26 protein-coding genes, 2 tRNA genes and 1 pseudogene are annotated in these 23,428 nt (G+C 57.2%); 16 read left to right on the forward strand and 13 right to left on the reverse strand.

What is annotated here, in order from left to right:
• The first annotated feature begins 76 nt into the window (after positions 1 to 76).
• The 4 genes from Q0899_RS14020 to Q0899_RS14035 all read left to right on the forward strand — a co-directional run bounded on the left by Q0899_RS14020 (position 77) and on the right by Q0899_RS14035 (position 4,807).
• Positions 77 to 1,879 (forward strand): adenine deaminase, encoded by a 1,803-nt coding sequence (locus tag Q0899_RS14020; RefSeq protein ID WP_299193555.1) that lies wholly within the window; start codon positions 77 to 79, stop codon positions 1,877 to 1,879.
• Positions 1,876 to 3,360 carry an AMP nucleosidase gene (locus tag Q0899_RS14025; RefSeq protein ID WP_299193557.1) on the forward strand — a complete coding sequence of 495 codons (1,485 nt, stop codon included), beginning with the start codon at positions 1,876 to 1,878 and terminating at the stop codon, positions 3,358 to 3,360. Before Q0899_RS14020 ends, Q0899_RS14025 begins: the two co-directional genes overlap by 4 nt.
• Positions 3,361 to 3,496: 136 nt before the next feature.
• Positions 3,497 to 3,787 (forward strand): HU family DNA-binding protein, encoded by a 291-nt coding sequence (locus Q0899_RS14030; RefSeq protein ID WP_298294997.1) that lies wholly within the window; start codon positions 3,497 to 3,499, stop codon positions 3,785 to 3,787.
• Positions 3,788 to 3,937: 150 nt separating this feature from the next.
• Positions 3,938 to 4,807 carry a DMT family transporter gene (locus Q0899_RS14035; RefSeq protein ID WP_298361166.1) on the forward strand — a complete coding sequence of 290 codons (870 nt, stop codon included), beginning with the start codon at positions 3,938 to 3,940 and terminating at the stop codon, positions 4,805 to 4,807.
• On the opposite strand, the gene aroC is transcribed toward Q0899_RS14035, so the two are convergent.
• Together aroC and Q0899_RS14045 are read right to left on the reverse strand one after the other, a co-directional pair.
• Positions 4,797 to 5,891, reverse strand: coding sequence for a chorismate synthase (gene aroC, locus Q0899_RS14040; RefSeq protein ID WP_299193560.1), 1,095 nt, complete (start codon positions 5,889 to 5,891; stop codon positions 4,797 to 4,799). The genes Q0899_RS14035 and aroC overlap by 11 nt on opposite strands.
• 53 nt (positions 5,892 to 5,944) lie before the next feature.
• Entirely contained in the window at positions 5,945 to 6,127 is a 183-nt protein-coding gene (locus Q0899_RS14045; protein WP_298361171.1) for a hypothetical protein, read from the reverse strand.
• A gap of 163 nt (positions 6,128 to 6,290) precedes the next feature.
• On the opposite strand from Q0899_RS14045, the gene Q0899_RS14050 reads away from it, so the two are divergent.
• Positions 6,291 to 6,707 carry a VOC family protein gene (locus Q0899_RS14050; protein ID WP_299193563.1) on the forward strand — a complete coding sequence of 139 codons (417 nt, stop codon included), beginning with the start codon at positions 6,291 to 6,293 and terminating at the stop codon, positions 6,705 to 6,707.
• 79 nt (positions 6,708 to 6,786) lie between these two features.
• Here the strand turns inward: Q0899_RS14050 and Q0899_RS14055 are convergent, their stop codons facing one another.
• Genes Q0899_RS14055 through petA form a run of 3 tightly spaced genes read right to left on the reverse strand, consistent with a single transcriptional unit; the run spans position 6,787 to position 9,519 of the window.
• Entirely contained in the window at positions 6,787 to 7,593 is an 807-nt protein-coding gene (locus tag Q0899_RS14055; RefSeq protein WP_299193565.1) for a cytochrome c1, read from the reverse strand.
• A 13-nt stretch (positions 7,594 to 7,606) separates the two neighbouring features.
• Positions 7,607 to 8,941 carry a cytochrome b gene (petB, locus tag Q0899_RS14060; RefSeq protein WP_298295007.1) on the reverse strand — a complete coding sequence of 445 codons (1,335 nt, stop codon included), beginning with the start codon at positions 8,939 to 8,941 and terminating at the stop codon, positions 7,607 to 7,609.
• 14 nt (positions 8,942 to 8,955) lie between these two features.
• The gene (gene petA, locus Q0899_RS14065) at positions 8,956 to 9,519 is read right to left on the reverse strand and encodes a ubiquinol-cytochrome c reductase iron-sulfur subunit (RefSeq protein ID WP_298295009.1); all 564 of its coding nucleotides are present in this window, start codon (positions 9,517 to 9,519) and stop codon (positions 8,956 to 8,958) included.
• 137 nt (positions 9,520 to 9,656) lie between these two features.
• Here petA and Q0899_RS14070 point away from each other — a divergent pair, with 137 nt between their 5' ends.
• Complete coding sequence (locus Q0899_RS14070) at positions 9,657 to 10,106, forward strand: TrmH family RNA methyltransferase (RefSeq protein ID WP_299193567.1); 450 nt, start codon at positions 9,657 to 9,659, stop codon at positions 10,104 to 10,106.
• Here Q0899_RS14070 and Q0899_RS14075 read toward each other — a convergent pair.
• From Q0899_RS14075 to dapF, 6 genes are all read right to left on the reverse strand, one after another.
• The gene (locus tag Q0899_RS14075; protein ID WP_299193569.1) at positions 10,103 to 10,528 is read right to left on the reverse strand and encodes a GNAT family N-acetyltransferase; all 426 of its coding nucleotides are present in this window, start codon (positions 10,526 to 10,528) and stop codon (positions 10,103 to 10,105) included. The genes Q0899_RS14070 and Q0899_RS14075 overlap by 4 nt on opposite strands.
• On the reverse strand, positions 10,528 to 11,124 hold the full coding sequence (locus Q0899_RS14080; RefSeq protein WP_299193571.1) for a glutathione S-transferase: 597 nt from the start codon (positions 11,122 to 11,124) through the stop codon (positions 10,528 to 10,530). Before Q0899_RS14080 ends, Q0899_RS14075 begins: the two co-directional genes overlap by 1 nt.
• 25 nt (positions 11,125 to 11,149) lie before the next feature.
• The gene (locus tag Q0899_RS14085; RefSeq protein WP_299193573.1) at positions 11,150 to 11,767 is read right to left on the reverse strand and encodes an FMN-binding negative transcriptional regulator; all 618 of its coding nucleotides are present in this window, start codon (positions 11,765 to 11,767) and stop codon (positions 11,150 to 11,152) included.
• 67 nt (positions 11,768 to 11,834) lie between these two features.
• Positions 11,835 to 12,458, reverse strand: a complete 624-nt coding sequence (locus Q0899_RS14090; protein ID WP_299193575.1) for a glutathione S-transferase — start codon at positions 12,456 to 12,458, stop codon at positions 11,835 to 11,837.
• Positions 12,455 to 13,711, reverse strand: coding sequence for a tRNA (N(6)-L-threonylcarbamoyladenosine(37)-C(2))-methylthiotransferase MtaB (gene mtaB, locus Q0899_RS14095; protein WP_298361181.1), 1,257 nt, complete (start codon positions 13,709 to 13,711; stop codon positions 12,455 to 12,457). The genes Q0899_RS14090 and mtaB overlap by 4 nt, the downstream gene beginning before the upstream one ends.
• Complete coding sequence (dapF, locus tag Q0899_RS14100) at positions 13,711 to 14,547, reverse strand: diaminopimelate epimerase (protein ID WP_299193578.1); 837 nt, start codon at positions 14,545 to 14,547, stop codon at positions 13,711 to 13,713. Before dapF ends, mtaB begins: the two co-directional genes overlap by 1 nt.
• A 96-nt stretch (positions 14,548 to 14,643) precedes the next feature.
• On the opposite strand from dapF, the gene Q0899_RS14105 reads away from it, so the two are divergent.
• Positions 14,644 to 14,719 (forward strand) — tRNA-Lys (locus Q0899_RS14105).
• Positions 14,720 to 14,838: 119 nt separating this feature from the next.
• Positions 14,839 to 15,018, forward strand: a complete 180-nt coding sequence (locus Q0899_RS14110; RefSeq protein ID WP_298295025.1) for a PLD nuclease N-terminal domain-containing protein — start codon at positions 14,839 to 14,841, stop codon at positions 15,016 to 15,018.
• On the opposite strand, the gene Q0899_RS14115 is transcribed toward Q0899_RS14110, so the two are convergent.
• Complete coding sequence (locus Q0899_RS14115) at positions 15,015 to 15,791, reverse strand: response regulator (protein WP_298295027.1); 777 nt, start codon at positions 15,789 to 15,791, stop codon at positions 15,015 to 15,017. The two genes, Q0899_RS14110 and Q0899_RS14115, sit on opposite strands and share 4 nt — an antisense overlap.
• Before the next feature lie 93 nt (positions 15,792 to 15,884).
• Positions 15,885 to 16,916: a LacI family DNA-binding transcriptional regulator gene (locus tag Q0899_RS14120; RefSeq protein WP_299193581.1), complete on the reverse strand. Its 1,032-nt coding sequence runs from the start codon at positions 16,914 to 16,916 to the stop codon at positions 15,885 to 15,887.
• Positions 16,917 to 17,131: 215 nt separating this feature from the next.
• On the opposite strand from Q0899_RS14120, the gene Q0899_RS14125 reads away from it, so the two are divergent.
• From Q0899_RS14125 to Q0899_RS14160, 8 genes and pseudogenes are all read left to right on the forward strand, one after another.
• Positions 17,132 to 17,208 (forward strand) — tRNA-Arg (locus Q0899_RS14125).
• A gap of 57 nt (positions 17,209 to 17,265) precedes the next feature.
• Positions 17,266 to 17,514: a hypothetical protein gene (locus Q0899_RS14130; protein WP_299193583.1), complete on the forward strand. Its 249-nt coding sequence runs from the start codon at positions 17,266 to 17,268 to the stop codon at positions 17,512 to 17,514.
• Positions 17,511 to 18,599 (forward strand): helix-turn-helix domain-containing protein, encoded by a 1,089-nt coding sequence (locus Q0899_RS14135; RefSeq protein WP_299193585.1) that lies wholly within the window; start codon positions 17,511 to 17,513, stop codon positions 18,597 to 18,599. Before Q0899_RS14130 ends, Q0899_RS14135 begins: the two co-directional genes overlap by 4 nt.
• Before the next feature lie 135 nt (positions 18,600 to 18,734).
• A complete protein-coding gene (mobC, locus tag Q0899_RS14140) occupies positions 18,735 to 19,091 on the forward strand; it encodes a plasmid mobilization relaxosome protein MobC (RefSeq protein ID WP_299193587.1) in 357 nt (118 codons plus the stop codon).
• A 266-nt stretch (positions 19,092 to 19,357) separates the two neighbouring features.
• A pseudogene (locus Q0899_RS19425) lies at positions 19,358 to 19,756 on the forward strand (relaxase/mobilization nuclease domain-containing protein); the annotation flags it as partial.
• A 148-nt stretch (positions 19,757 to 19,904) separates the two neighbouring features.
• Positions 19,905 to 20,468, forward strand: coding sequence for a hypothetical protein (locus Q0899_RS14150; RefSeq protein ID WP_299193591.1), 564 nt, complete (start codon positions 19,905 to 19,907; stop codon positions 20,466 to 20,468).
• 582 nt (positions 20,469 to 21,050) lie between these two features.
• Entirely contained in the window at positions 21,051 to 22,202 is a 1,152-nt protein-coding gene (locus Q0899_RS14155) for a DUF262 domain-containing protein (RefSeq protein ID WP_299193593.1), read from the forward strand.
• Entirely contained in the window at positions 22,199 to 23,419 is a 1,221-nt protein-coding gene (locus Q0899_RS14160; RefSeq protein ID WP_299193595.1) for a DUF3696 domain-containing protein, read from the forward strand. The genes Q0899_RS14155 and Q0899_RS14160 overlap by 4 nt, the downstream gene beginning before the upstream one ends.
• Positions 23,420 to 23,428: the final 9 nt, after the last annotated feature.

Raw genomic sequence — 23,428 nt, forward strand, 5'->3', positions numbered from 1 at the left:
ACGTAATCACGCCGGTCGCGGCCGCGCTAGCATTTTTGCGACTTGCGCTTGCCGGATTAGTCATGACAATTGGTACATGGAACAGACCTCATTAAAAACTTGGGCGGAATGTGCGGCGCGGCTGGTGGCTGTGGCGGCAGGACGCGAAGCGGCGGACACGGTTATTCGTGGTGGCATTTGGGTGAATGTGCACACCCGTGAGACGCTGGAAGGCCATGATCTGGCGATTGCCGACGGGCGGTTCGCCTATTGTGGGCCAGACGCCTCTCATTGCATTGGACCTGATACCGAGATCGTTGAGGCGCAGGGGCGCTACATGATCCCCGGGCTTTGCGACGGGCATATGCATATTGAAAGCGGGATGCTGACGCCTGCCGAATTTGCCGCCGCGGTGATCCCGCATGGCACGACGACAATGTTCACCGACCCGCATGAGATTGCGAATGTTTTGGGCCTGCCCGGTGTACGGCTGATGCATGATGAGGGTCTAATCCAGCCCATTTCTATCTTTACTCAGATGCCAAGCTGCGCGCCGTCCGCCCCGGGGTTGGAGACGACCGGCTATGAGATTGGGCCGGATGACGTGGCGGAGGCCATGTCCTGGCCGGGGATCATAGGCTTGGGGGAGATGATGAATTTCCCCGGAGTTGTGAACGGCAGCCAGCAGATGCTGGCGGAGATTGCGCAGACGCAGAAGGCGGGCAAGACGGTGGGTGGGCATTATGCCTCGCCCGATCTTGGCCCAAACTTTCATGCCTATGCGGCAGGTGGGCCGGCGGATGATCACGAAGGCACATGCGAGGCGGACGCGATTGCGCGGGTGCGGCAGGGGATGCGGTCGATGATGCGCCTAGGCTCCGCCTGGTATGATGTGGAAACGCAGATCACTGCGGTGACCAAAAAGGGGTTGGACCCACGCGGTTTCATCCTGTGCACGGATGACTGCCATTCCGGCACGTTGGTCAATGACGGGCATATGAACCGGGTGGTGCGCCACGCGATTGCGTGCGGATGTGACCCGGTGATTGCGCTGCAGATGGCCACAATCAATACGGCGACGCATTTCGGGTTGGAGCGGGAGCTGGGGTCCATTGCCCCGGGCCGCCGCGCGGATGTGATTCTAACGTCTGACCTTGAGACACTGCCGATTGAATGGGTGATGGCGCAGGGCAAGGTGGTGGCCGAGGGCGGTACGATCACGACGGAATGCCCGCATTTGGATTGGCCCACTGACGCCCGGCAGACAGTGAGACTGGGCAAGGCACTAGATGCGGCAGACTTTGAGATACATGCCCCAATACAGGCTGAACAACTGACCGCCAATGTGATTGGCGTGGTCGAAAATCAAGCGCCTACAAAAGCGTTGAAGCGTGAAGTTCAGGTGGAACTGGGACTAATCTCAGCACAAGGTGGCATCGCGCAAATTGCGCTTGTCGAACGGCATCGCGCCACAGGCGACGTGGTCAACGCGTTGGTCGAGGGCTTCGGCTATACAGGCGAGATGGCCATGGCCTCCACCGTGGCGCATGACAGTCACCATATGATCGTGATCGGAACGTCGCGCGAGATGATGGCCAAGGCGGCCAACCGTTTGGGCGAGGTCGGCGGCGGCGTCACCGTCTGGAAGGATGACGCGGAACTGGCACTGGTGGAACTGCCGATTGCGGGCCTGATGAGCGACAGCCCTGCCAAAGACGTGGCCGCGAAGGCCGACCAAATGGTCGCGGCCATGCAGGCCTGCGGCTGCACATTGAACAACGCCTATATGCAGCACTCGCTGCTGGCATTGGTTGTCATCCCGGAGTTACGGATCTCTGATCTGGGTCTGGTGGATGTGACCAAATTTGAAATGACAGAACTGTTTGAGGACACTGAATGATTAAATCTGACGCCGACCTGCCCGTAGAAACCGTCGAAACACCCGCTGCGGAATTCTTTTCCGACCCTGAAAAGGCGGTCGACCGGCTTTGCGAGTTGTATATGTCGGCGACAGGGTTCCTGACGGCCAAGTTTGGGGCTGCACTTGCCGGCGCTACGCCTACCGCACGCTACCGTGCTTTCTATCCGGAAATCCGGCTGACCACGACGACCTTTGCGCAGGTTGATAGCAGGCTGAGTTTTGGGCATGTCGCGTCTCCGGGAACTTATTCTGCAACCATCACCCGACCCGATCTTTACCGCAGCTATCTCAAGCAGCAGATCCGGCTGTTGATCGAGCACCATGGGGTTGAAGTGAAGATTGGCGCATCCGATACGCCTATGCCGGTGCATTTTGCCGCCGCTGCCGACCCCGATCTGACCGTGCCGCAAGACGGCGCTATGTCGTTCACGTTGCGTGACGTGTTTGACGTGCCGGACCTGTCCACGACCAATGATGACATCGTGAATGGGCACAGCATGACCCACCCCGATGGCAGCAACCATTTGTCGGGGTTCACGGCGCAGCGGATCGACTATTCGCTGGCGCGGCTGGCGCATTACACGGCGACCGACCCGGAGCATTTTCAGAACCATGTGCTGTTCACCAACTACCAGTTCTACGTTGAGGAATTCGAGGGCTACGCGCGCCAGATGCTTGCTGATCCGGACAGTGGCTACACGGCCTTTGTGAGCACCGGTAACCACGTGCTGACCGACCATGACGGTCCAATTCCCGTGACCGAAAAGATGCCGCAGATGCCAACCTATCACTTGAAGAAAGCCGATGGGTCCGGGATCACGCTAGTCAACATTGGCGTTGGTCCATCCAACGCCAAAACGGCCACCGACCATATTGCGGTGTTGCGGCCGCACGCGTGGTTGATGGTGGGGCACTGCGCGGGGTTGCGGAACTCGCAATCGCTTGGTGATTTTGTCCTCGCCCATGCCTATCTGCGCGAAGACCATGTGCTGGATGACGACCTGCCCGTTTGGGTGCCCATCCCCGCGCTGGCCGAGGTGCAGATTGCTTTGGAGGACGCGGTTGAGGAAGTGACCGAGCTGGAAGGCTACGACCTGAAGCGGATCATGCGGACGGGTACTGTCGCGACCATTGATAACCGCAACTGGGAATTACGCGACCAGTCGGGGCCGGTGCACCGGTTGAGCCAGTCCCGCGCCATTGCGCTTGACATGGAGAGCGCCACGATCGCGGCCAATGGATTCCGGTTCCGCGTGCCCTACGGGACATTGTTGTGCGTCTCCGACAAGCCGCTGCATGGCGAATTGAAGCTGCCGGGCATGGCCTCAGAATTCTACAAAACGCAGGTTGCGCGACACCTCTTGATCGGAATTAGGGCTATGGAACGGCTGTCAGAGATGCCGTTGGAGCGGCTACATTCGCGGAAATTGCGCAGTTTTGAGGAAACAGCCTTCCTCTAACCCTCCGAAATGGCAGAAAAACGCAGAAAAATAGGGCTTTTGGCACACTAATCGTTGTGGTCCGCCTCTATATTCAGTTAGATTCGCCCAATAAGCCCCCACCGATTGGGGATAAGATTTAAGAGGGAGACAGCTCATGGCGTCGAAACCAATGACCAAAACACAACTGGTCGCAGCACTGGCTGAAGAAGCAGGCACCGACAAAAAAGGCGCAACTGCGGCTTTGGAAGGTATCATCAACATCATCACTCGCGAAGTGTCCGGCGGCGGCGCCGTGACTTTGCCAGGCGTCGGCAAAATCTACTGCCGCGAGCGTCCAGCACGCATGGTCCGCAACCCCGCCACGGGCGAGCAGATCCACAAAGACGCGGACAAAGTGGTCAAGATGACCATCGCGAAAGCACTGAAGGACAGCGTGAACGGCTAATCGCCTTCTCGCAATCTTAGAGAATTTGGGGTCGCCTTCGGGCGGCCCTTTTCTTTTGCGATGTTTGGCCTGATTGTGCGCCTGCCGGCGCGCCTGATCTTTGCGCCTCCGGCGGGAGTATTTTCGCCAAAACGAAGCCAGGAGCGGTGCGTGGATTTCAAAGCGATTGTGATGGGGCTGGCCTTCGCGTTGATCTGGTCGAGCGCATTTACTTCGGCGCGATTTATCGTCACTCAAGCGCCGCCGCTGACGGTGTCAGCACTGCGGTTTTTAATTGCCGGGGTGATCGCGGTTTGCATCGCCTGGGCGCTGGGCCAGAACTGGCGCCTGACCAAGGGGCAGTGGCGGGCGGTGGTGATCTTTGGGATCTGCCAGAACGCGATTTATCTGGGGCTGAACTTTGTAGCGATGCAGACGGTTCAAGCGTCTTTGGCGGCGATCATCGCGTCTTCGATGCCGCTGTTGGTCGGGCTGATTGGATGGGTGGTTTTGCGCGATCGGTTGCCGTTGCTGGGCGTCGTCGGTTTGATTGTGGGTTTCGCCGGTGTCGCGCTGATTATGGGCGCGCGCTTGCAAGGCGGGATTGATCTGGTTGGGGTCAGTCTTTGCGTGATCGCGGCACTGGCCTTGGCCGTGGCGACGTTGGCCATGCGGGGGGCGTCATCCGGGGGGAACCTGATGATGGTTGTTGGCTTGCAGATGTTGGTGGGTGCCGCCGTTTTGGGTGTTGTGGCGTTTGTCTTCGAGGACATGCGGATTGACTGGAATGTGCCGCTGGGGCTGGCCTTTGCCTACACGGCAATTGTTCCGGGGATTATCGCGACATTTATCTGGTTCGTTCTGGTTGCCAGAATTGGGGCGGTGAAGGCGGCGACGTTTCACTTTTTGAACCCGTTTTTCGGGGTCGCAATTGCGGCCGTTCTGCTGGGAGAAAGCCTGGGGTTTTGGGACCTGATCGGGGTCGCGGTCATCACCGCCGGCATTTTGGCGGTTCAGCTTTCCAAGCAGGCTACCCGATAGCGCCCTGATTGCCGCCATTCTGACCACGATGCAGCAGGATGTGGTCAAGGATCACGCAGGCCATCATCGCCTCCCCCACGGGAACGGCGCGGATGCCGACGCAGGGGTCGTGGCGGCCTTTGGTGATGATCTCGGTGTCTTCGCCGGATTTGGTCACGGTCCTGCGGGTCGTCAGGATTGAACTTGTCGGCTTCACCGCAAAACGCACCACCAAATCCTGACCGGTGGATATGCCGCCCAAGATGCCGCCTGCGTGGTTTGAGCTGTAAACCGGGCCGTCTGGCCCCATGCTGATTTCATCCGCGTTCTCTTCTCCGGTGAGCATCGCGGCCTGCATTCCTGCGCCGATTTCCACGCCTTTGACGGCGTTGATCGACATCATGGCAGCGGCGAGGTCGGTGTCGATCTTGGCATAAACCGGCGCGCCGAGACCTGCGGGTGCACCGGAGGCGACGACCTCGATCATCGCACCCACTGAGCTGCCGGATTTGCGCAGCCCGTCGAGATAGTCCGCCCATGTGGCTGCCGCATCGGCGTCAGGCACCCAGAACGGGTTCTGGTCGATTTGGGAAAGGTCGCGCTTGTCGGTCTTATATTCGCCCATTTGCACCATGTATCCGGTTATCTTGATTCCGGGTGCGAGCATCTTGATGGCTTCACGGGCAACGCCGCCAGCGGCAACACGGGCTGCCGTTTCGCGGGCCGAGGACCTGCCGCCGCCGCGATAGTCGCGGATGCCGTATTTCTGCCAATAGGTGATATCGGCATGGCCGGGGCGGAATTTTTCGGCGATGTCGCCGTAATCCTTCGAACGCTGATCGGTGTTTTCGATCATCAGCTGGATGGGCGTGCCGGTGGTTTTGCCTTCGAACACGCCGGATAATATTTTCACCTCGTCGGCTTCGCGCCGTTGGGTGGTGTATTTGTTTTGTCCGGGTTTGCGCTTATCGAGCCAGACTTGGATCATCTCTGGCGTCAGCGGCACGTTTGGCGGGCAGCCGTCAACCGTGGCACCCAAGGCGGGTCCGTGGCTTTCGCCCCAGGTGGTCACGCGGAAAAGATGGCCAAAGCTGTTGATCGACATGTGGGTGCTCCTGATTAGGAAACCAGATAAACGGCACCCGCCGAAAAGCCAAGCTACGCCTTCAGGCGGTCACGCCTGCGTCGGGCCAATGATGTTATGGAAGTCACGGTGCGGTCGATGATGATGACCAGAAGGGCGGTCAACCAGATGGGCAGGTTATGCTCCGTCGCGACACCGAAAGCGAAATAAACGAGCCACACAAAGAGCAGCTCAAGACACACGATAATTATAGACAATCCCCCAAGGGCGCCTCCTTTCTCCTAAATTTCTTGATGTGAATACACGTTACATCATTTTGACGCAAAAAGCGAGCGGTATCTGGCGCTTCTTGTGACGGACTTCCGGTTCGCTTAGCCTGTGCGGGTCGCAATGCTCGGAGTTGGGAAAGGAATTGGTGGAATGATTGCCTATGTCACGGTTGGTGCTGACGACATCGCACGCGCAAAACGGTTCTATTCGGCGTTTCTGCCAGCCCTTGGCTATGGGGTGAAAGAAGGGCCCGAGGGCCTAAGCTACGCGCTGCCAATAGAGCCTAATCAACGTCCGATGCTGCCGGATTTTTATGTGAAACCGACCTTTGATGGCGGGCCTGCCTCTGCCGGGAATGGGGCAATGGTGGCTTTTGAGGTGAGCAGTCAGGCCAAAGTGCGTGATCTGCATGCCGCCGCGCTTGCTGGTGGTGGCGCCGATGAGGGCCAGCCCGGGTTTCGTGACGCCTATGGCGCGCATTTCTACGTTGGATATGTGCGCGACCCCCAAGGCAACAAGATTGCCCTGTTCTGTGACAATGCGAACGAACCGGGGCGAGACGACTAAGCGGGATTTCAGCAGGCAGAACGGCGCAACAAAAAAGGCGCGCCCGAAGGCACGCCTTTAGAAGATCTTGTGGGGACGCTTACTCTTTACGTTTGGCGGCGGCCCAGAGCTTTTTGTTGGTCAGGTACAGCAGCACAGACAGCACCGTTAGGAAGAACACAGCGACGAAGCCGGTTTGCTTGCGCGCGATCAGCTTGGGCTCTGCGGTCCACATCAGGAAGGCGGAGACGTCTTCGGAGATGTGCGACAGGTCCGTGTCGTGGCCGTCGTCAAATTCGACGTCATCACCGTAGAGCGGCGGCGCCATGGAAATCCAGCCACCCGGGAAGGCGGTGTTTTCATAGAGCGTTACGCCCGCCTCTTCCTTCTCTTCGCCGGTATAGCCGGTCAGCAGAGAGTAGATGTATTCCGGACCACCAATGCCGTTGACGAATTGGCTGATCCCGGTGCCGTAGGGGCCGTGGAAGCCCGCACGAGCCTTGGCCATCAGCGACAAGTCAGGCGCGCCTGCAGAATTCACGGCGGGGAAGTTGTCGGTGGGCTTCAAGGCCCGAAGCTCTTCCAGATCGGGATCATAGAGGTGCTGGTTGGCGGGTTCGTCCGCGATAAACAACTCGGCGACATACGCCTTCATCTGATCCTCGGGCAGGTGTGGCCCGCCTTCGTCGGACAAGGTCCGCAGGGGCACAAACTTCAACCCGTGACAGCCGGAACAGACCTGTGTGTAGACCTTCAAGCCGCGCTGCAGCTGGTTTTGATCATAGGTTCCGAACGGGCCTTCAAAGCTGAAGTCCTTGTCCTTGATTTTACCTTCGCCACCCGCCGCGATCGCGGCGGAGGTGAGACCGGCAATTGCCAGCGTTGCGAGTGAGAGTTTCTTGAGCATTGGGTTCTTCCTCTTACTCAGCGGGCTGCGAAGCAGCGTCTTTTTTGGCAGGGTAATGCGCATCGAAGTCTTCCTCGATGGTCGCAGGCCGCGGCAACGGCTTCTCAATCACCCCGAGTAACGGCAGAATGATCAGGAAGTAGGCGAACCAATACGCCGACGCGATCAAAGAGATCGTCGCGTATGGCTCTTCCGCAGGCTGGGCCCCGACCCACATCAACACCATGAAGTCGATCACCAGCAGCGCGAACCACCATTTGAACATCGGGCGGTACCGGCCGGAGCGGACCGAAGACGTGTCCAGCCACGGGGCCAGCGCCATCACCGCGATCGCGCCGAACATGGCGGCAACCCCGAAGAACTTGGCGTCAACGATGCCAGCGGTCAGGAAGGTTGTCAGCTGCACAACCCAGACCTCAGCGGTGAAGGCCCGCAGGATCGCGTAGAACGGCAGGAAGTACCATTCCGGCACGATGTGGGCCGGCGTCGCCAGGGCGTTCGCTTCGATATAGTTGTCGGGGTGGCCAAGGTAGTTTGGCATGAAGCCTACGATGGCCCAGAACACCACCATGATCACGGCCAGCGCAAACAGGTCCTTGATCACGAAGTACGGCCAGAACGGCAGCGTGTCTTTCTTGGCCTCTTCCTTGGACGTCCGGCGCACCTCAATCCCGGTCGGGTTGTTGTTGCCGGTGGTGTGGAACGCCCAGATGTGGACGATGACCAGACCGGCAATCACGAAGGGCAGCAGGTAGTGCAGCGAGAAGAAGCGATTCAACGTGGCGTTGTCCACCGCGGGCCCACCTAGGAGCCACGTTTGCAGCATCTCACCAACGCCCGGGATCGCACCGAACAGGCCGGTGATAACGGTCGCGCCCCAGAAGGACATCTGACCCCATGGCAGCACGTAGCCCATAAAGGCGGTGCCCATCATGGCGAGGTAGATGATCATGCCGATGATCCACGTGATTTCGCGTGGGGCCTTGTAGGAGCCGTAATAGAGACCACGGAAAATGTGCATGTAGACCGCAATGAAGAACAGCGATGCGCCGTTCTGGTGCAGGTAGCGCAGCATGTAGCCGCCGTTGACATTGCGCATGATGTGCTCGACCGACGCAAAGGCGTTGTCGACATGCGGCGTGTAATGCATCGCCAGCACAATGCCGGTGATGATTTGCAGCGCCAGACAGAAGGTCAGCACAATGCCCCAGATCCACATCCAGTTCAGGTTCTTGGGCGTGGGGATCATCAGCGTGTCATACAGCAGGCCAATGACGGGCAAACGGGAGTTCACCCATTTTTCGCCGCGGGTTTTTGGTTCGTAATGGTCGTGTGGGATACCAGCCATGTTCGTGTTCTCCCTTAACCGAGCTTGATGACAGTGTCAGATGTGAAGACCGCAGTCGGAACCGGCAGGTTCGTCGGCGCTGGACCTTTGCGGATGCGGCCTGCGGTGTCGTAGTGCGACCCGTGGCACGGGCAGAACCAGCCGCCAAAATCGCCTGCGTCTCCCAGAGGCACGCAGCCGAGGTGGGTGCACACACCCATCATGACCAGCCATTCACCGGCTTCGTCCAGCGTGCGGTTCGCATCGGCGGCGTCCGCCTCGGACCCAAGATTGTCGTTCTGCGCGACGGGGTCGGGCAGGTCGGACAGCGCGACGGCGCGGGCCTCTTCAATTTCTTCGGCGGAACGGCGGCGGATGAAGACCGGCTTGCCCAGCCATTTGACCGTTATCTGCGTGCCGGGCTCAACATCCGCGACATCAACATCGATGGAGGCAAGGGCCTGCACATCGGCAGATGGGTTCATCTGATTCACCAGCGGCCATACTGCGGCACCTGCTGTGACCGCGCCTGCGGCCCCCGTTGCGTAGTAAAGAAAGTCGCGGCGTGTGTTGCCGCTATGATCGTCTGCTTGGGACACGGAAACTTCTCCATTGTCTGCCTGGCGCGCCGGGCATATTCCTGTAACGCCCAGCCATGTGGCGGACGCCCTCGCGCGGTTGTTACAGTCAAGCTAGGGGAGTCGTCCAGAGTGGAAACCATAAGAAGGCAAGCCAATTGTCGCACCAGGTCCAAATTGCGGCTTTTCAGCCAGATTTAGCGCCCAATTTGGGGTCATTGGTACGCCTTGGCGTGTGTTTTGGCGCCCCGTTGCACGTGATCGAACCCTGTGGCTTCCCGTTTTCGATGAAGTTGCTGCGCACGCGGGCACTGGATTACGGCGAAAAGGCCGATGTCAGACATCATGATGATTGGGACATGTTTCAACAGAAGCGGTCAGGTAGGCTGATTTTGCTGAGCACCAAAGGCCGGACCGACTTGTGGGATTTCAACTTTGCGCCGGAGGACTGTTTGTTGCTGGGCCGCGAAAGCGCCGGCGTGCCCGACACGGTCGCGGCCTGCGCAGATCATGTCATCCGCATCGCCATGCCTGGCGACGGTCGCAGCCTGAATGTCGCGATTGCCGCCGGGATCGCGCTGGGCGAGGCAACGCGACAGCTGCACTAAAGCGTAAGGGACATGTCACGATGTGGAATGCCGGCGTCGTCATATTCAGGGCCAAAGACCTCAAACCCGAGTTTTTCGTAAAAGCCGATGGCATGGGTTTGGGACCCAAGGACTGCCGTGTCAAATCTGCCGTCGGCCTTGAGGTCATCAAGGATATAGCGCATCAATTTAGACCCTGTTCCGGCTGAGCGCGCCTCTTTCAGCACCGCGACGCGTTGTATTTTGGCGGCCCCGTCCAGCGGCAAAACGCGCGCGGTCGCCACCGGTTTTCCATCCATATGCAGCAGGTAATGCAGGCAATCGGGGTCTTTGCCGTCCACCTCTTCCTGTTCCGGCACGTTTTGGCCTTCGATGAAGACGACCCGCCTGATCGCAAGGCAGGTACTGAGATCAGAAGTGTCTGGAAGTCGTATGATCTGCATTAGGCGTGGGGCTCAGTCGCCACCATGGCGTCGCGGGTGGAGATGGTTTCAAACCACGCGCTGAGCCTGGGCCTGCCGTCTCGCCAATTGCGGTCGGCATGGCGGAAATCGAGGTAACCCAGCGCGCAGCCCAAGGCGATATGGCCCATGTCAAACCCGCCGCTGACGCCATTGGCCTCAAGATGGTCCAATGCGCGGGTGACCTTGGCCCATTGCGCTTCGATCATGGCGGGGGAGCGTTCGCCTTCGGGGCGCGCACGGTGCTCGTACACCATCAAGACCGCCGCATCCATGATGCCATCGGACAGGGCCTCCAGCGCCAGGACTTCATAAAGCTTGCCGCTTGGATAGAATTTCCCGCTATCTTGGTCGTCCAGATAGCGGCAGATGACGCGGCTGTCGAAAAGCGCAGCACCGTCATTCAGCGTCAGGGTTGGGATTTTGCCAAGCGGGTTGTGGTCGGTCGGCATCTTTTCCGAATTGACCGGAGAGCCGACGGAATGCGCGATTTCGATCTGGTCAATCTGCCCGGTTTCACGTGCCAGAACCTGCACCTTGCGGCAAAAGGGAGAGGCGGGATTGTCGTATAGAATCATGATCTGTCCTGACTGTCTTTCGTGTCTATTTCGCGCCACGCATCAGCGCGGCGAGTGTCGCAATTTCTTGCCCCTGCCCGTAGGCCGCGACGCCCTGCGCGGCTTTGACCCGCACTTCGTCGGGCTTATTCTGGCCAAGCTTCCATGTCCCTTCGATCTTGGTCACCTCCATCCGGTAGGGCAAGATCATCCGCATCATTTTTTCCATCACACCGTCGGTCAATTTGGACGTAGTCCAAGGCCTTTTTGGCAATAATAGGGTCTCAAAATGCTCGGACAACCTGTCCAGCACCGCGTGCATATCTTCCGTGGGCATCGGGTACAAAACGCCGGTGATCCTGACCGAAACGTAGTTCCACGTCGGGACCTGATCCGGGGTCTCGTACCAATCCGGAGAGATGTAGCTGTCCGGCCCGAGCGCGGTGATGACGCAAGGCAGCGGGTTCTTGCATAGCCGCGCAATGGGGTTCGAGCGCACGAGGTGCAGCTCTGCCGATGTGCCGTCTGGATCCAGCAGGAAAGGGATGTGGGATGTGTGCGGCCCGTCTTCGCCGTTGATGGCGAGCGTCCCGAACGCCCGCTCGCGCGCAAAATCAATGTTGCGCTGCGGGTCTTCGGTACGGAAAGTGGGGTTGGGGTGCATCTTCTCGGGTCCTTTGCCCGGGACCCTAGCGGCGTGCGCAGCGCCGTCCAAGTGCGGGATTGTACCCTTACGCGAAGACGGTGACCGGGTCCCCGGCCTGCCATTTCGGATATTTGCCCATGATATGCGCGAAACGGTCGCTTTCGGTGAAGGCGTCAAGCCAGTGGCGCAGGTTGTGCCAGTCCTGTGCGTCGAACCACGCACGGTCGGTGTTGGCGAATTGGCGCACAAAAGTAGCGGTTGCCATGTCAGGCAAGGTCGGATGGTCGCCATAGAGGTAGGGCTTTTTGCCGAGCTGTGCGTCCAGCTTGCGCAGAAAGACGGAAGCGTTTTGGCGTTCTAGTTCAGGGTCGCTTTGGTGGCGGTTTTGGTATTTGTAGCGATCAAGCGCGGTCTTGAACGGGCTGTCGCATTCCGCGATCAGCGCGCGGCCTTCCGGCGGGAAATTTAGCCAGCCTTCTGGGTCGTTTTGTGCAAGCGCCCAGTCCATGATGTCTAGGCTTTCCTCGATCACGGTATCCTTCGCTACGATCACGGGGACGGTGCCTTTGGGGGAGGCCTCAAGAAACTCAGGGGCTTTGTCGCGAAGCAGGATTTCCCGCAATTCAGTCTCTATCCCCGCAGAAACAAGCGCCAATCGCGCCCGCATCGCATAGGGGCAGCGGCGGAAACTGTACAGGATCGGCCTCATGCGACCAGCTGCGTTCCGGCCACGTCCTTGATCTTTGTGATCACAATTTGACCTTCGGGTTGATCGTTATCGAACACGACCTCCGCAAACTGCGCAGTGCGGCCCATGCGCGGGTTTTCCATTAGCACGTGGTGAGTTTGACCAATCTGCGCGTTGACGTGGCGGCTGACCTGTTCGGCACCCGCCCGGCGCAGGCGCGCCGCGCGGTCTTTGATCGCCTTGCCGTTGACCTGAGGCATCTTTGCCGCGGGCGTGCCGGGGCGCGGTGAATAAGGAAAGACATGCAGCCAAGTCAAATCGCAGTCAGCGACCAACTTGAGGGAATTGGCGAACATCTCCTCCGTCTCGGTTGGGAAGCCCGCGATTATGTCGGCACCGAAGGTCATGTCAGGGCGCAGCTTTTTGGCGTCCTCGCAGAACTTGATCGCGTCGTCTCGCAAATGGCGTCGTTTCATGCGCTTGAGGATCATGTTGTCGCCGGCCTGCAGAGACAGGTGCATGTGGGGCATCAGGCGCGGTTCAGACGCTATGGCCTGCATCAGGGCCTCGTCCACCTCGATCGAATCGATGGAAGAGATGCGGAGGCGGGGCAAGTCGGGGACCAGTTTTAGGATGCGCATGACCAGATCGCCCAGCTTTGGCTCGGACGGCAAGTCCGCGCCCCAGCTGGTGAGATCCACACCGGTGAGCACAACTTCGTTGAAGCCGCGATCTACGAGACGTTTGATCTGGTCGACGATAACGCCTGCAGGCACAGACCGCGAATTGCCGCGGCCATAGGGGATGATGCAGAAGGTGCAGCGGTGGTCGCAGCCGTTTTGCACCTGCACGTAGGCGCGCGACCGGGTTCCGAAGCCGTCAATCAGGTGGGATGCGGTTTCCGTCACGGACATGATGTCGTCCACGACCACTTTTTCGGTCTCTCCGATGAAGCCACCAAAATTGGCCCATGTCTGGGCCTGCATCTTTTCAGTGTTGCCGATGACGTGGTCGACCTCGGACATGGCGGCGAAGGTTTCGGGTTCGATCTGCGCGGCGCAGCCGGTGACGATCATGCGCGCGTTGGGGTTGTCGCGGCGCAGTTTGCGGATTTCCTGGCGCGCCTTGCGCACAGCTTCGGCGGTGACGGCGCAGGTGTTGACGATCACCGCATCCTCGACCCCTGCGGCCGAGGTCAGTTCCTTCATCGCTTGCGTTTCGTAGCTGTTGAGGCGGCAGCCGAGAGTGGCAAATATCGGCGGTTTGGAAGTCATCAGATGTTGGCCAAAAATGTGGGTGTCAAATGTCCGGAAAACACATGGGCCGTTGGTCCGGTCATCCAGACACCGTCTTCGCGCCAGTCTATGTCAATCCGCCCACCATCAAGATCAATGGCCACTTGTCGCCCAGTTAGACCCTTTCTGGCGGCCGCAACGGCGGTCGCGCAAGAAGAGGACCCGGATGCCAAAGTTACCCCGACGCCCCGTTCCCAAACGCGCATCCGCAGGTGATTTTCACCGATAAGGGACGCGAATTGCACATTCGTGCGTTCGGGGAAAAGCTCGTGGTGTTCGAAAAGCGGTCCAAGCGCCTCCAGATCAACCGTCTCAGCGTCATCTACAAAGAACGTGCAATGCGGGTTGCCCATGCCGGTCGCGGTTGGCGCGCCGTCAATTGGCAGCGCCAACGTGTCCATTTCCTGCGCCAGTGGCACATCGGCCCAGTCCAGCATCGGCTGCCCCATATTGACGCCGACCAGCCCATCCGCCACCTGCACAGCGCTCAGAACGCCGCGTTCCGTTTTCAGCGTGAGCGCGTCGCGTCCAAGGCGCGTCATTTCATATTGGGCAATGCAGCGTGTGGCGTTGCCGCAGGCCCCGGAAACGGAGCCATCTGCGTTAAAGAAGGTCAGCGCAATGTCGGCATCTTTCGGTGCGGTCAAAACGGCGAGCTGGTCGAATCCCACGCCACGGTGCCGATCGCCCAATGCGCGGGCCAAGGCCGCGTCAACCACAGCGTCGCCATCCCGTTGGTCGATAACCACGAAATCATTGCCGAGCCCATGCATCTTCATGAATGGCAGGCCTTTTGATGCAGTGTCATGTTGCATGAAGCGCCATATAGTCGCGTTCCGGGGCATTTGAAAGCGAATGCACGGATTTTGGGGTTGACCGCCTGCGCGGGCGTTCTTAGAAGCACCCCTCGTGGGCCCTTAGCTCAGTTGGTAGAGCAACTGACTTTTAATCAGTAGGTCGATGGTTCGAACCCATCAGGGCTCACCACTTTTTCTTCGAAAAGAATGTGATGACTGGTGCCGACCCCGCGGGGGAGCGGCGCTTTGTCGTGGGGTTGCAAAGCTGTTAGGATTGGTGCGCAGCAATCTGAGCAGGAGCAATACATCATGATGCAATCACTGGGCGGCCTTATCGTTTTCGGCCTTGCCATCTGGGCCATCGTTTCCATCATCAATTCCTCCGTCGAAACGGGGACGAAGGTGCTGTGGATCCTTCTGGTTCTGTTTCTTCCGATCATTGGGTTCATCATTTGGTTTTTTGCCGGCCCGCGCCCCGGCAAGGCCTAAAGCCCGCTCAGTAGGAAAGATTGCGTTACCGCGCTGCGGACCTGATCCTGCAGGTAAGGGGTCGTAATGATAAAAACCGGCTCCTGGGTGGTGCCGGTTAGAAGCCGCTCTGGGTAGGGGGTGACAAAGACCGCGTCGGTGCGGGGGTTTTGGGCGGTGATCCTGCGCGCAGCCTCTAACCCCGATGACTTGTCGGCCAGCAATAGGCTTGCGATTATCAGTTCTGGCGGCGAATTTCCTGCCAGTTCCACGGCCTCTGCGGCGGTGCGGGCGACGCCCACAACTTGGCATCCCATGTCCGATAGGCAGGCCGACATATCCATGGCCACCATTGGATCATCCTCCACAATCAGCACGCGCGTGCCGCTTTTGTAAGGCGCCTCCGCGAGGGCAACTTCGAAAAGCTGTTCGGCCTGGGCCTCGTCGAGATTCAGGATTTTGGCAATTTCCGCAAAGGAAAACTCTTCGATTGCCCGCAGCAACAGCGTCTCGCGCGAGTTTCTGGTCAGTCGCCCCATCCGCCGACGCGCTTCCCTCTGGCTGAGGGAATGCGCGCGCAGCTCAGACCACGCATTGTGAAGTTCAGTGAACATCAGGATGCGAACTGCCCTGGCTGAAAGAGGAAGCGGCATTGTGCGTGCGCTGCGCCGGGCTTTGGCGGCAAGCGTGTCTCCGGTGGTCTGGCATCCGGTCAAAGCGCGGCCATAGCGTCGAAGGTAAGGCATCGCCGCGTCCAAGATGTCTCCCGCTGCGCAACGCTTACCGTTGGCCATGAAACGTGCCTCAAATTCGATTCATTTAGGGAATGCGAAAAGGACTACGCCCGAGTTATGAAGATTTCGGTAAGATTTGGCGCTTTGTCGCAGTTATCGAACTGTGTCGCCCGGCGCAAAAACCGGCGAAATTTCTAGGCGCCGCTCGACAATTGGCGCTGATTTGTCGAGCGCCGAGGCGATGATTTCGGCGGCTTTCCTGCCAATTTCGACGCGGCAGCTGTCCATCGTGGCCAAACGGCGGGGCAGCCCGTCAATCAGTTCAACGCCATTAAACCCCGCCATGCCGATGTCGCCTGGCACATCATAGCCTTCTTCAAGGCAGTATAGCAGCCCACCTGCGCCAATCATGTCATTGGAATAATACAGGAAATCCAAATCCTTTGTGCGCGACAAGATGGATTGCGTCATCTCACGGCCCTTGGCCAAAGCGGATCCGCCGGAATAGTATTCCTCATCCGCTAGCGATAGCCCGGCGTCCCGCAATACGGCGCTAAACCCCTCGAACCGCTTACGCGCACGGTGGTCGAGCGGCATCTTAGTGCCAAGAAAACCGATTTTGCGGTAACCGCGTTTCAGGATTTCCGTGGCGGTTTCGCGCCCCGCGCGCTCGTGGGAAATCCCGACGCAGGCATCGACGGCCGGCCCGTCGACATCCATGATTTCAACGATTGGAATATTTGCGGCTTCCATCATCTTCCTGGCGGCATCGGTGTGTTCAAGCCCCGCAACGATCAGGCCGGTAGGGCGCCAGGACAGCATCTCGAAAATGACGCGCTCTTCCTTGTCCGGCTCATAATCCGTAACGCCGACAACAGGTTGCAACGGCGTGCCGTCCAGCACATCCGAGATACCCATCATCACCTCCGGGAACACCATGTTGGACAGCGACGGGATGATGACGCCCACCAGATTGACGTTGTTGGACGCCAATGCGCCGGCGATTTTGTTGGGGACGTAGCCCAGTTCCCGCGCGGTCGCGAGCACTTTTTCTCGTGTTTTCTCAGACACTTCGCCGCGATTTCGCAAAACACGGCTCACGGTCATTTCGCTGACGCCGGAGGCCTCCGACACGTCACGTAGGGTGAGGTTCGGGCGGTAATCCGGGTCAGAACGGCTGGTCAAATCGGGACGCCTTTGTAACAGGTAGATGTCCATTGATAACGTCAAAACAGGGGCTTGTCCAAAGCCGATTGGTTGGGTACGTTAGCGGTAACAAAGATAGGTTCTCTCAATTTCCGAATTGAGCGCAACCACTGGAAAGGGGACGCGTTGGGCCAAATTCGCGTTCCCTTTTTTGTTGCCTAACCCAATGGAATTCAGCAAAACGGCACGGGCGCGGCCCCGTGGCTCAACTGGATAGAGCAGCCCCCTCCTAAGGGGCAGGTTGCAGGTTCGAATCCTGCCGGGGTCACCAAAACTGCCAATAAATACAGGGTATTGCGCCCTCTACGTATGTCTGCTTTGCAAGATCATGCAGGATTTTGCAGCTTCTGTACGAGAACATGTAAAGAACATCGGTACAAAACCCGTACAGGCCGATCCGCCGGGCAAGGGATTTTGGAGTCCCAATAAATGGAAAAATCCCGGCTCGGCGGCAACCGAAACCGGGATCAAATCTAAAGCAAAAGCGTCCAGCTTTCTCTGTGAGGTTACCTTAAACACCGCCTCGGAAGCAACCATCATTCAAAGCAACACGTTGCAGTGGGGTGGTGCATCATGAGTGTACGGCTGACTCACAGCGGCTTGCCCGCCGATATCGCACCTTTCCAATTGAAACAGCTTCTCAAACGGGCCAGGGTCTCGCTTGGTCTCTCCAAAGGCGCAGTGGATTACCTGACGTTTGCTATTGATAACTGCCAGCGGTCAGATTTCCTCAACGGCAGGATTTGCGCGATCTGGCATTCTCTGGAGCGGCTTACTCAGATCTTTGGGTTGTCGAAGCGACAGATTAGCCGGATCGAGGCTGAGCTTGTTAGTGCGGGTTTGATCCGCCGCACCTACCCTGAGCGCAAGAGCCGATCTGGCGAGCGAATTGATGGTGTCATCAAACGCGCGGCGGGTATCAACCTCGCCCCACTGATCGAACAGGCGGGGTATGTTCGTTCGCTGGTCAGTCGCCGGATGCAGTCCGACGAAGACCACAAACGCCTGCGTGAGCAAATTCAAGGCCTGTTCCGACAAATCAGAGAGCTGGGCAACGCTAATGCTGACGAGGCCGCGACCACCATCCTGCCCCGTCGTCGGCCAACAGAACTCACCGACATTACCAAAATGCAAGAGGTTGCCGCAGCGCTTGAGGCTGTGCTTTCCGATTTTTCTTCGGATTGCAGTCAGCCAGAGATGGCCGTCGGGTCAGACGAAACTGTCCGACTCAATACGAACAAAGAAAAGAAAACCAAAACTCGTATGGCTGAGAGACCGATTGACGAGCGCCGCTTGAACACCAGCCCAACTCACGCACGACTGCTGGCCGGACCACAGTTAGCCGAGTATATTGATCTGTATGCCTGCGGTGGTCCGCCCGACTGGCAAGCGATCACAAGGGCTGCGCATGATCGAGCTTACGAGCTGGGTGTCTCTCGGCGATTGTGGCGAGCGAGGTGCACGCAGATTGGAGAAATGCGGACTGCACTTTGCTTGATCGTGGCGGATCGAAATTCACGAAGGACCGACGCGTTTGGCGTAGAAAACGCAGCGGCAGCTTTCGCTGGCATGACGCAAAAAGAAAATGGGCGGCTAGCCGTTCTGGACAGGTTGATCGGAGAGCTGACAAGCGCGTTGATCCGATCAGGCGGCAATCCATGAATTGCCTTCGTCTGCCCCAAAAGAAGAATGAGCAAGGTTACGCGTGTGGCTACGCCAAACGCACCTTGCGAGGGAATGGACAGGCCCTTTCCCCTCGACCCCAAACCCACGCGCAGAGCGGGACAGGTGGTTGGCATGAGCAAGAGTAAGTGGGAGCCGCATGCGGTTCGTAAGCTGGTCCTGCGGGTACGCTGCTCGGAAGAAGAACGTGCGACGTGGTTGAGGAAAGCTCAGGCTCAGGAGCGGTCTCTCTCCGACTACGCTCGTCATGTCCTCTCTGCTGAACCGATGCAGCGGCGGGCGCGGCCACCGGCGGTCGATACAATGTTGCTGGCAGCGGTCGGGCGTGCGGGCAACAATCTCAACCAAATCGCACGCGCCATGCACACGGACCGCAAGGCTGGGCGACGTATCGATTTGATCGCCGTCTACACTTTGTTGATGGCATTGGACCGCGAGCTTGCTGAGATTGTCGCGGAGCATTCCCGATGATGGTTCGCTTTTTCACGCATGGGGACGGTTCAGGACGGGTAGCTGTCGAGTACCTCCTGGCCAAGGAGGTGGCCGCCTATACGGAAGACCGGAAGCGCATCCATGGCAAGACCGTCCTACGAGATGTGGCCCCAGAAGTACTGTCCGGCGATCCCGATCTGACATGTCACCTGATCGACAGCAACACCCGCAAATGGCGCTACACATCAGGCGTCGTGGCGTTCCATGCCGAGGACGATCTCTCAGAGGTGGAGCAAACCAATGTAATGCGGGATTTTGAGAAAGCCGCGTTTGCCGGGCTCGAAGCAGACCAAACGAACATCCTCTGGGTTCGTCACCAGCACATGGGCAATGTTGAATTGCACTTTCTGATCCCGCGCGTCGAACTCTATGCCGGTCGGTCGTTCAATCCCGCACCCCCAGGGTCGGAACGCTTCTTCAACGCCTTTCGCGATTATTGGAATGCCCGCGAAGGCTGGGTTAGTCCTGAAGAGCAGGAGCGAAAACGCATGGTCAAACCTGCTTTCGATCTTGGCGACCGACAGAGCATCAAAGAAACCATCCAGACCCTGATGCTTCAGAAGATCGAGGCTGGCGAAGTCCGAAACCACGCAGACGTTCGCGCTGTTCTGAGCGAACTGGATGGTCTCGAATTCAAACCGTTGACCGAGAAGCAGCTTGAGAAGCGCCGCAAGACCGATGCCGAAGAAGCGAAAGGCGGCAAGCCCCGCCGCCGTGACACTCGGATCACGATGCGGGTTGCCGGAACCTCGGACAGCCGAAACACTTTCAGACTAGAGGATCGTATTTTCCATGAAACCTGGACCGCAGATGAATACCTTGCTGCAAAGCCTGCAAGCGAAGGTGGAGACGCAAAGCCACGCCACCGAAGAGCAAACCCAGCAGATGTTGAACGACTTCGAGCGGCGTTTGTCACAAGCGTTGAACGCCGCGCTGCGAAAAATCGATCACGATATGCGCACCCTCGAAAGGCTGAGCAGCTCACTCAACGACCGGACGATCCACGAGATCGAGGCGCAGGCCAGCAAGATTCGGGACGCGACAGCAGCTTTGGAAGAGAGTCGGAAGGAATGGCGCACGGTGACCTGGAAGACGATGCTGCCAACCTATCTGGCCGGGGTCTTTCTGACCTCCTGGGTGCTCTTGATGGCCGTGCAGCTGACCTTTCCAGAGCAACCGCCAACAATCGAAACACCGGGGCTGGCAACCTTCGGTTTGGAAGGGACGCGCGTGACCCGTGGCCTTGGCGGCTTGGGCCAAGTGGTCAACCTTCCGCGCGGCGTATCCGTAACCAATTGTCCGGTGCCCAATCTCGGCGGTGGCGAAGTCTGCGTCGAAACGGCCAAAACGAGGTAAACCATGTCACACCATCAATTGACGCCCTTCGAAACGGCATTGTTGCGCGCTGTCGAGGATTTGAACGCAACCTTCGAAGCTGGGTTGAAGAGCGCGGGTGCTTCGCCGGACGAGTTCGGGAGTTTACGGCGCGAGTTCGAACGGTTCACAGAGGGCTTGGAGAGGCGTTTGAGCGACTTGGAAGACAGACTGCAAGGGTTGTAGGTAGAACTAAGTCATTTTTAAATAGACAAAATTTACCGTCGAACGAACCCAGAAACGAGTCGGCTCAGCCAAAGAAAAGTACGCAACCACTTTTGCCTTCAGGTCCTAAGCCCTAACCGTTCGATGGTTGCAGTCACGCTGAAATCTGAAGTTATATTTCTACATGATTAAGACCGCCTACTATCGTAAATCTGCCTCTTCGACAGCGTAGTACGTTGGGTTTGCTGGCTGCTATGAGATTGCCAAAGCTGCTTAAAATGCCTAGTGATCCCTATGTGATTGCAAAATACGGATAGCATTTGTGCCGCAATTACCTCATCCATTGCTGATCACTCATCAGGGGAAGCGAGGATCAAAACGCAAAGGAGACAATCGGACATGGAAGATACCTCCGCGCATCGCGTTGTCGAAGAAGTGCTGGAAGATGATGGGATCCCTTCCGGAGTAGAGAAAGAACTGGAAGACGACGGTAGCATCGGTATCGTACGTCCTTTCGACCCAGAAAAAATCAAGATCGCACGTGAGACAAAGACGGTTAGCCTCTTGGATACTCGTATAACTCACGGAGAAATTGATCTTTTCCCCGACTTTCAGCGTAATTCAGGACTGTGGACATCGCGTCAAAAAAGCAGACTCATCGAGTCTTTGCTGCTGCGGATTCCACTTCCAGCATTCTATGTTGCTTGTGACCAGGACGAAAACTGGGCCGTTGTAGATGGTCTTCAGCGGCTATCCACCATCCACACGTTTATCCACGGCCAATTCCAACTGACGGGCCTAGAGTACCTAGTCCAATTTGATAAATCAAAATTTGATGACCTTCCGCGAAGTATGCAGAGAAGGATCGAGGAAACTGAGCTGGTCTTGAATGTTATCCAACCAGGAACACCCGAAGAAGTAATGTTCAACATTTTCAGCAGAATCAATACTGGAGGGATGACGCTGAATGGCCAAGAGATCAGACATGCGCTAAATAAGGGGCCTGCAAGAGCCTACTTGATGAACCTTGCAAACTCCAACGAGTTTCTTGCAGCAACAGAAAGCAGCATTTCGACAAAAAGAATGTTGGACCGTGAATGCGTTTTGCGCTTCCTAGCATTTTGGCTCCGGCATTGGGAACAGTATCAGAACAACGATTTGGATGGGTTTCTAAATACTACGATGAAAGCCCTCAACCGCATGGAAAATGCTGACTTGGGTGCTGCGTCAGATGCGTTCAGGCGATCCATGGTCTTAGCAAAGAACGTGTTTGGTGATGATGCCTTTCGGAAGCGGTATAGCATTGAAGATCCTCGTAAACCGATAAGTAAGCCACTATTTGAGATTTGGAGCGTCTGCTTGGCAAAGCTGACCCAAGAACAAGGGGAGGTACTCCTCTCTCGCCGCAATGCAGTGCAAACTGCATTTTCCGAATTGCTTCGCGATGATCGTGAGTTTGAAGCTGCTATAACGAACTCAACAAATGTCCCTGCGCGAGTACATAAACGCTTTCAAGCCATCGAAGATCTTATTGCGCGAGTGCTGGAATGATGACTTCTTTATCGTCGATGCATCTTAAGAACTTCAAGTGCTTTCGAGATGCAGAAATTGACATATCAGGGCTTACTATTTTGACCGGCGTGAATGGTATGGGCAAGAGCAGCCTCATTCAGGCTTTACTACTTTTGCGTCAGTCGTTTGGACTTCAAAATCGAATGAACCGGCGCTTAAAGCTAAACGGCGAACTGATCGAACTTGGTACTGGCTCAGACGTCTTTTTTGATTTGGCTGACGACGACTTTTTGACCGTTGGGTATGAGTTTGGAGAATCTGGAGGCCTCAGTTTTCGGTCAGAGTATCGCTATGAATATGATCGAAGTAGTCAAACGCTCAAACCAGCATCGACAAAAGAAGCATTTAACAATCGCGTTGACGAATATTGGGACGATTCCAGTAACTCTTGGATCGAAATTGACCGTCAGAACGATGGGCAAAAAAGAAGCTTTCGACCACCACCCATCTATTCCACGTCTGCCTTCCAGTATTTGTCGGCAGAAAGGCTGGGGCCAAGGAAGATGCTTGCAGCCTCTGAAGAGCACTCGCAGGCAAACCAGATTGGGTCACAAGGTGAATATGTTCTTGGGCTACTTTCTGAGGGAAGGGTTTCGTCGCTAAAAGAAGATGATCCACGCCTACATAGTGATTCAAGTTCTGTTTCGCTAAAGAGCCAAGTCGAGGCTTGGATGCATGAAATCAGCCCCGGAACTAGGTTAGAAATCAACAAATACAGCGACATAGATGCCTTCACTTCAAGATATTCGTTTGAGCGAAAGGGGGATGTGCCCTCAAAGCCGTTTCGAGCCACCAATGTTGGCTTTGGAATATCATATGTTCTGCCAGTGATCGTGTCCCTGCTAAGTTCTAGACGTGATGGAATTACCATCATCGAGAATCCAGAAGCGCATTTGCATCCTAGAGGTCAGACAAGACTAGGACTTTTGGCGGCACTGACGTCTCGTGCCGGAGTTCAAGTTATTATCGAGACACATAGCGACCATTTTCTTGATGGTGTTCGATTGGCGGTGAAGGAGAACCTTTGCGAGCCAGATGACATTGCCATACATTTCTTTACCCGGTTTGGGCCCGAGGCCGCAGTCATCAGTCCTGATGTACTGGAAGATGGTAGGCTATCCGAGTGGCCGGAAGGGTTTTTCGACCAGAGAGACGACAATCTTGCCAGATTACTTTCCCCTGTAAAGGCTTCATAAAGTTGCGAG

The sequence above is a fragment of the uncultured Litoreibacter sp. genome (assembly GCF_947501785.1).
In the GTDB taxonomy this organism is placed as follows: domain Bacteria; phylum Pseudomonadota; class Alphaproteobacteria; order Rhodobacterales; family Rhodobacteraceae; genus Litoreibacter.

Coding starts and splice junctions, on each gene's coding strand:
- Q0899_RS14020 (WP_299193555.1), top strand. CDS start 77: ATGGAACAGACCTCATTAAAAACTTGGGCGGAATGTGCGGCGCGGCTG.
- Q0899_RS14025 (WP_299193557.1), top strand. CDS start 1,876: ATGATTAAATCTGACGCCGACCTGCCCGTAGAAACCGTCGAAACACCC.
- Q0899_RS14030 (WP_298294997.1), top strand. CDS start 3,497: ATGGCGTCGAAACCAATGACCAAAACACAACTGGTCGCAGCACTGGCT.
- aroC (WP_299193560.1), bottom strand. CDS start 5,891: ATGTCGATCAACAGCTTTGGCCATCTTTTCCGCGTGACCACCTGGGGC.
- Q0899_RS14050 (WP_299193563.1), top strand. CDS start 6,291: ATGATTGCCTATGTCACGGTTGGTGCTGACGACATCGCACGCGCAAAA.
- Q0899_RS14055 (WP_299193565.1), bottom strand. CDS start 7,593: ATGCTCAAGAAACTCTCACTCGCAACGCTGGCAATTGCCGGTCTCACC.
- petB (WP_298295007.1), bottom strand. CDS start 8,941: ATGGCTGGTATCCCACACGACCATTACGAACCAAAAACCCGCGGCGAA.
- Q0899_RS14075 (WP_299193569.1), bottom strand. CDS start 10,528: ATGCAGATCATACGACTTCCAGACACTTCTGATCTCAGTACCTGCCTT.
- Q0899_RS14080 (WP_299193571.1), bottom strand. CDS start 11,124: ATGATTCTATACGACAATCCCGCCTCTCCCTTTTGCCGCAAGGTGCAG.
- Q0899_RS14085 (WP_299193573.1), bottom strand. CDS start 11,767: ATGCACCCCAACCCCACTTTCCGTACCGAAGACCCGCAGCGCAACATT.
- Q0899_RS14090 (WP_299193575.1), bottom strand. CDS start 12,458: ATGAGGCCGATCCTGTACAGTTTCCGCCGCTGCCCCTATGCGATGCGG.
- mtaB (WP_298361181.1), bottom strand. CDS start 13,711: ATGACTTCCAAACCGCCGATATTTGCCACTCTCGGCTGCCGCCTCAAC.
- dapF (WP_299193578.1), bottom strand. CDS start 14,547: ATGCAACATGACACTGCATCAAAAGGCCTGCCATTCATGAAGATGCAT.
- Q0899_RS14110 (WP_298295025.1), top strand. CDS start 14,839: ATGATGCAATCACTGGGCGGCCTTATCGTTTTCGGCCTTGCCATCTGG.
- Q0899_RS14115 (WP_298295027.1), bottom strand. CDS start 15,791: ATGGCCAACGGTAAGCGTTGCGCAGCGGGAGACATCTTGGACGCGGCG.
- Q0899_RS14130 (WP_299193583.1), top strand. CDS start 17,266: ATGCAGGATTTTGCAGCTTCTGTACGAGAACATGTAAAGAACATCGGT.
- Q0899_RS14135 (WP_299193585.1), top strand. CDS start 17,511: ATGAGTGTACGGCTGACTCACAGCGGCTTGCCCGCCGATATCGCACCT.
- mobC (WP_299193587.1), top strand. CDS start 18,735: ATGAGCAAGAGTAAGTGGGAGCCGCATGCGGTTCGTAAGCTGGTCCTG.
- Q0899_RS14150 (WP_299193591.1), top strand. CDS start 19,905: ATGAAACCTGGACCGCAGATGAATACCTTGCTGCAAAGCCTGCAAGCG.
- Q0899_RS14155 (WP_299193593.1), top strand. CDS start 21,051: ATGGAAGATACCTCCGCGCATCGCGTTGTCGAAGAAGTGCTGGAAGAT.
- Q0899_RS14160 (WP_299193595.1), top strand. CDS start 22,199: ATGATGACTTCTTTATCGTCGATGCATCTTAAGAACTTCAAGTGCTTT.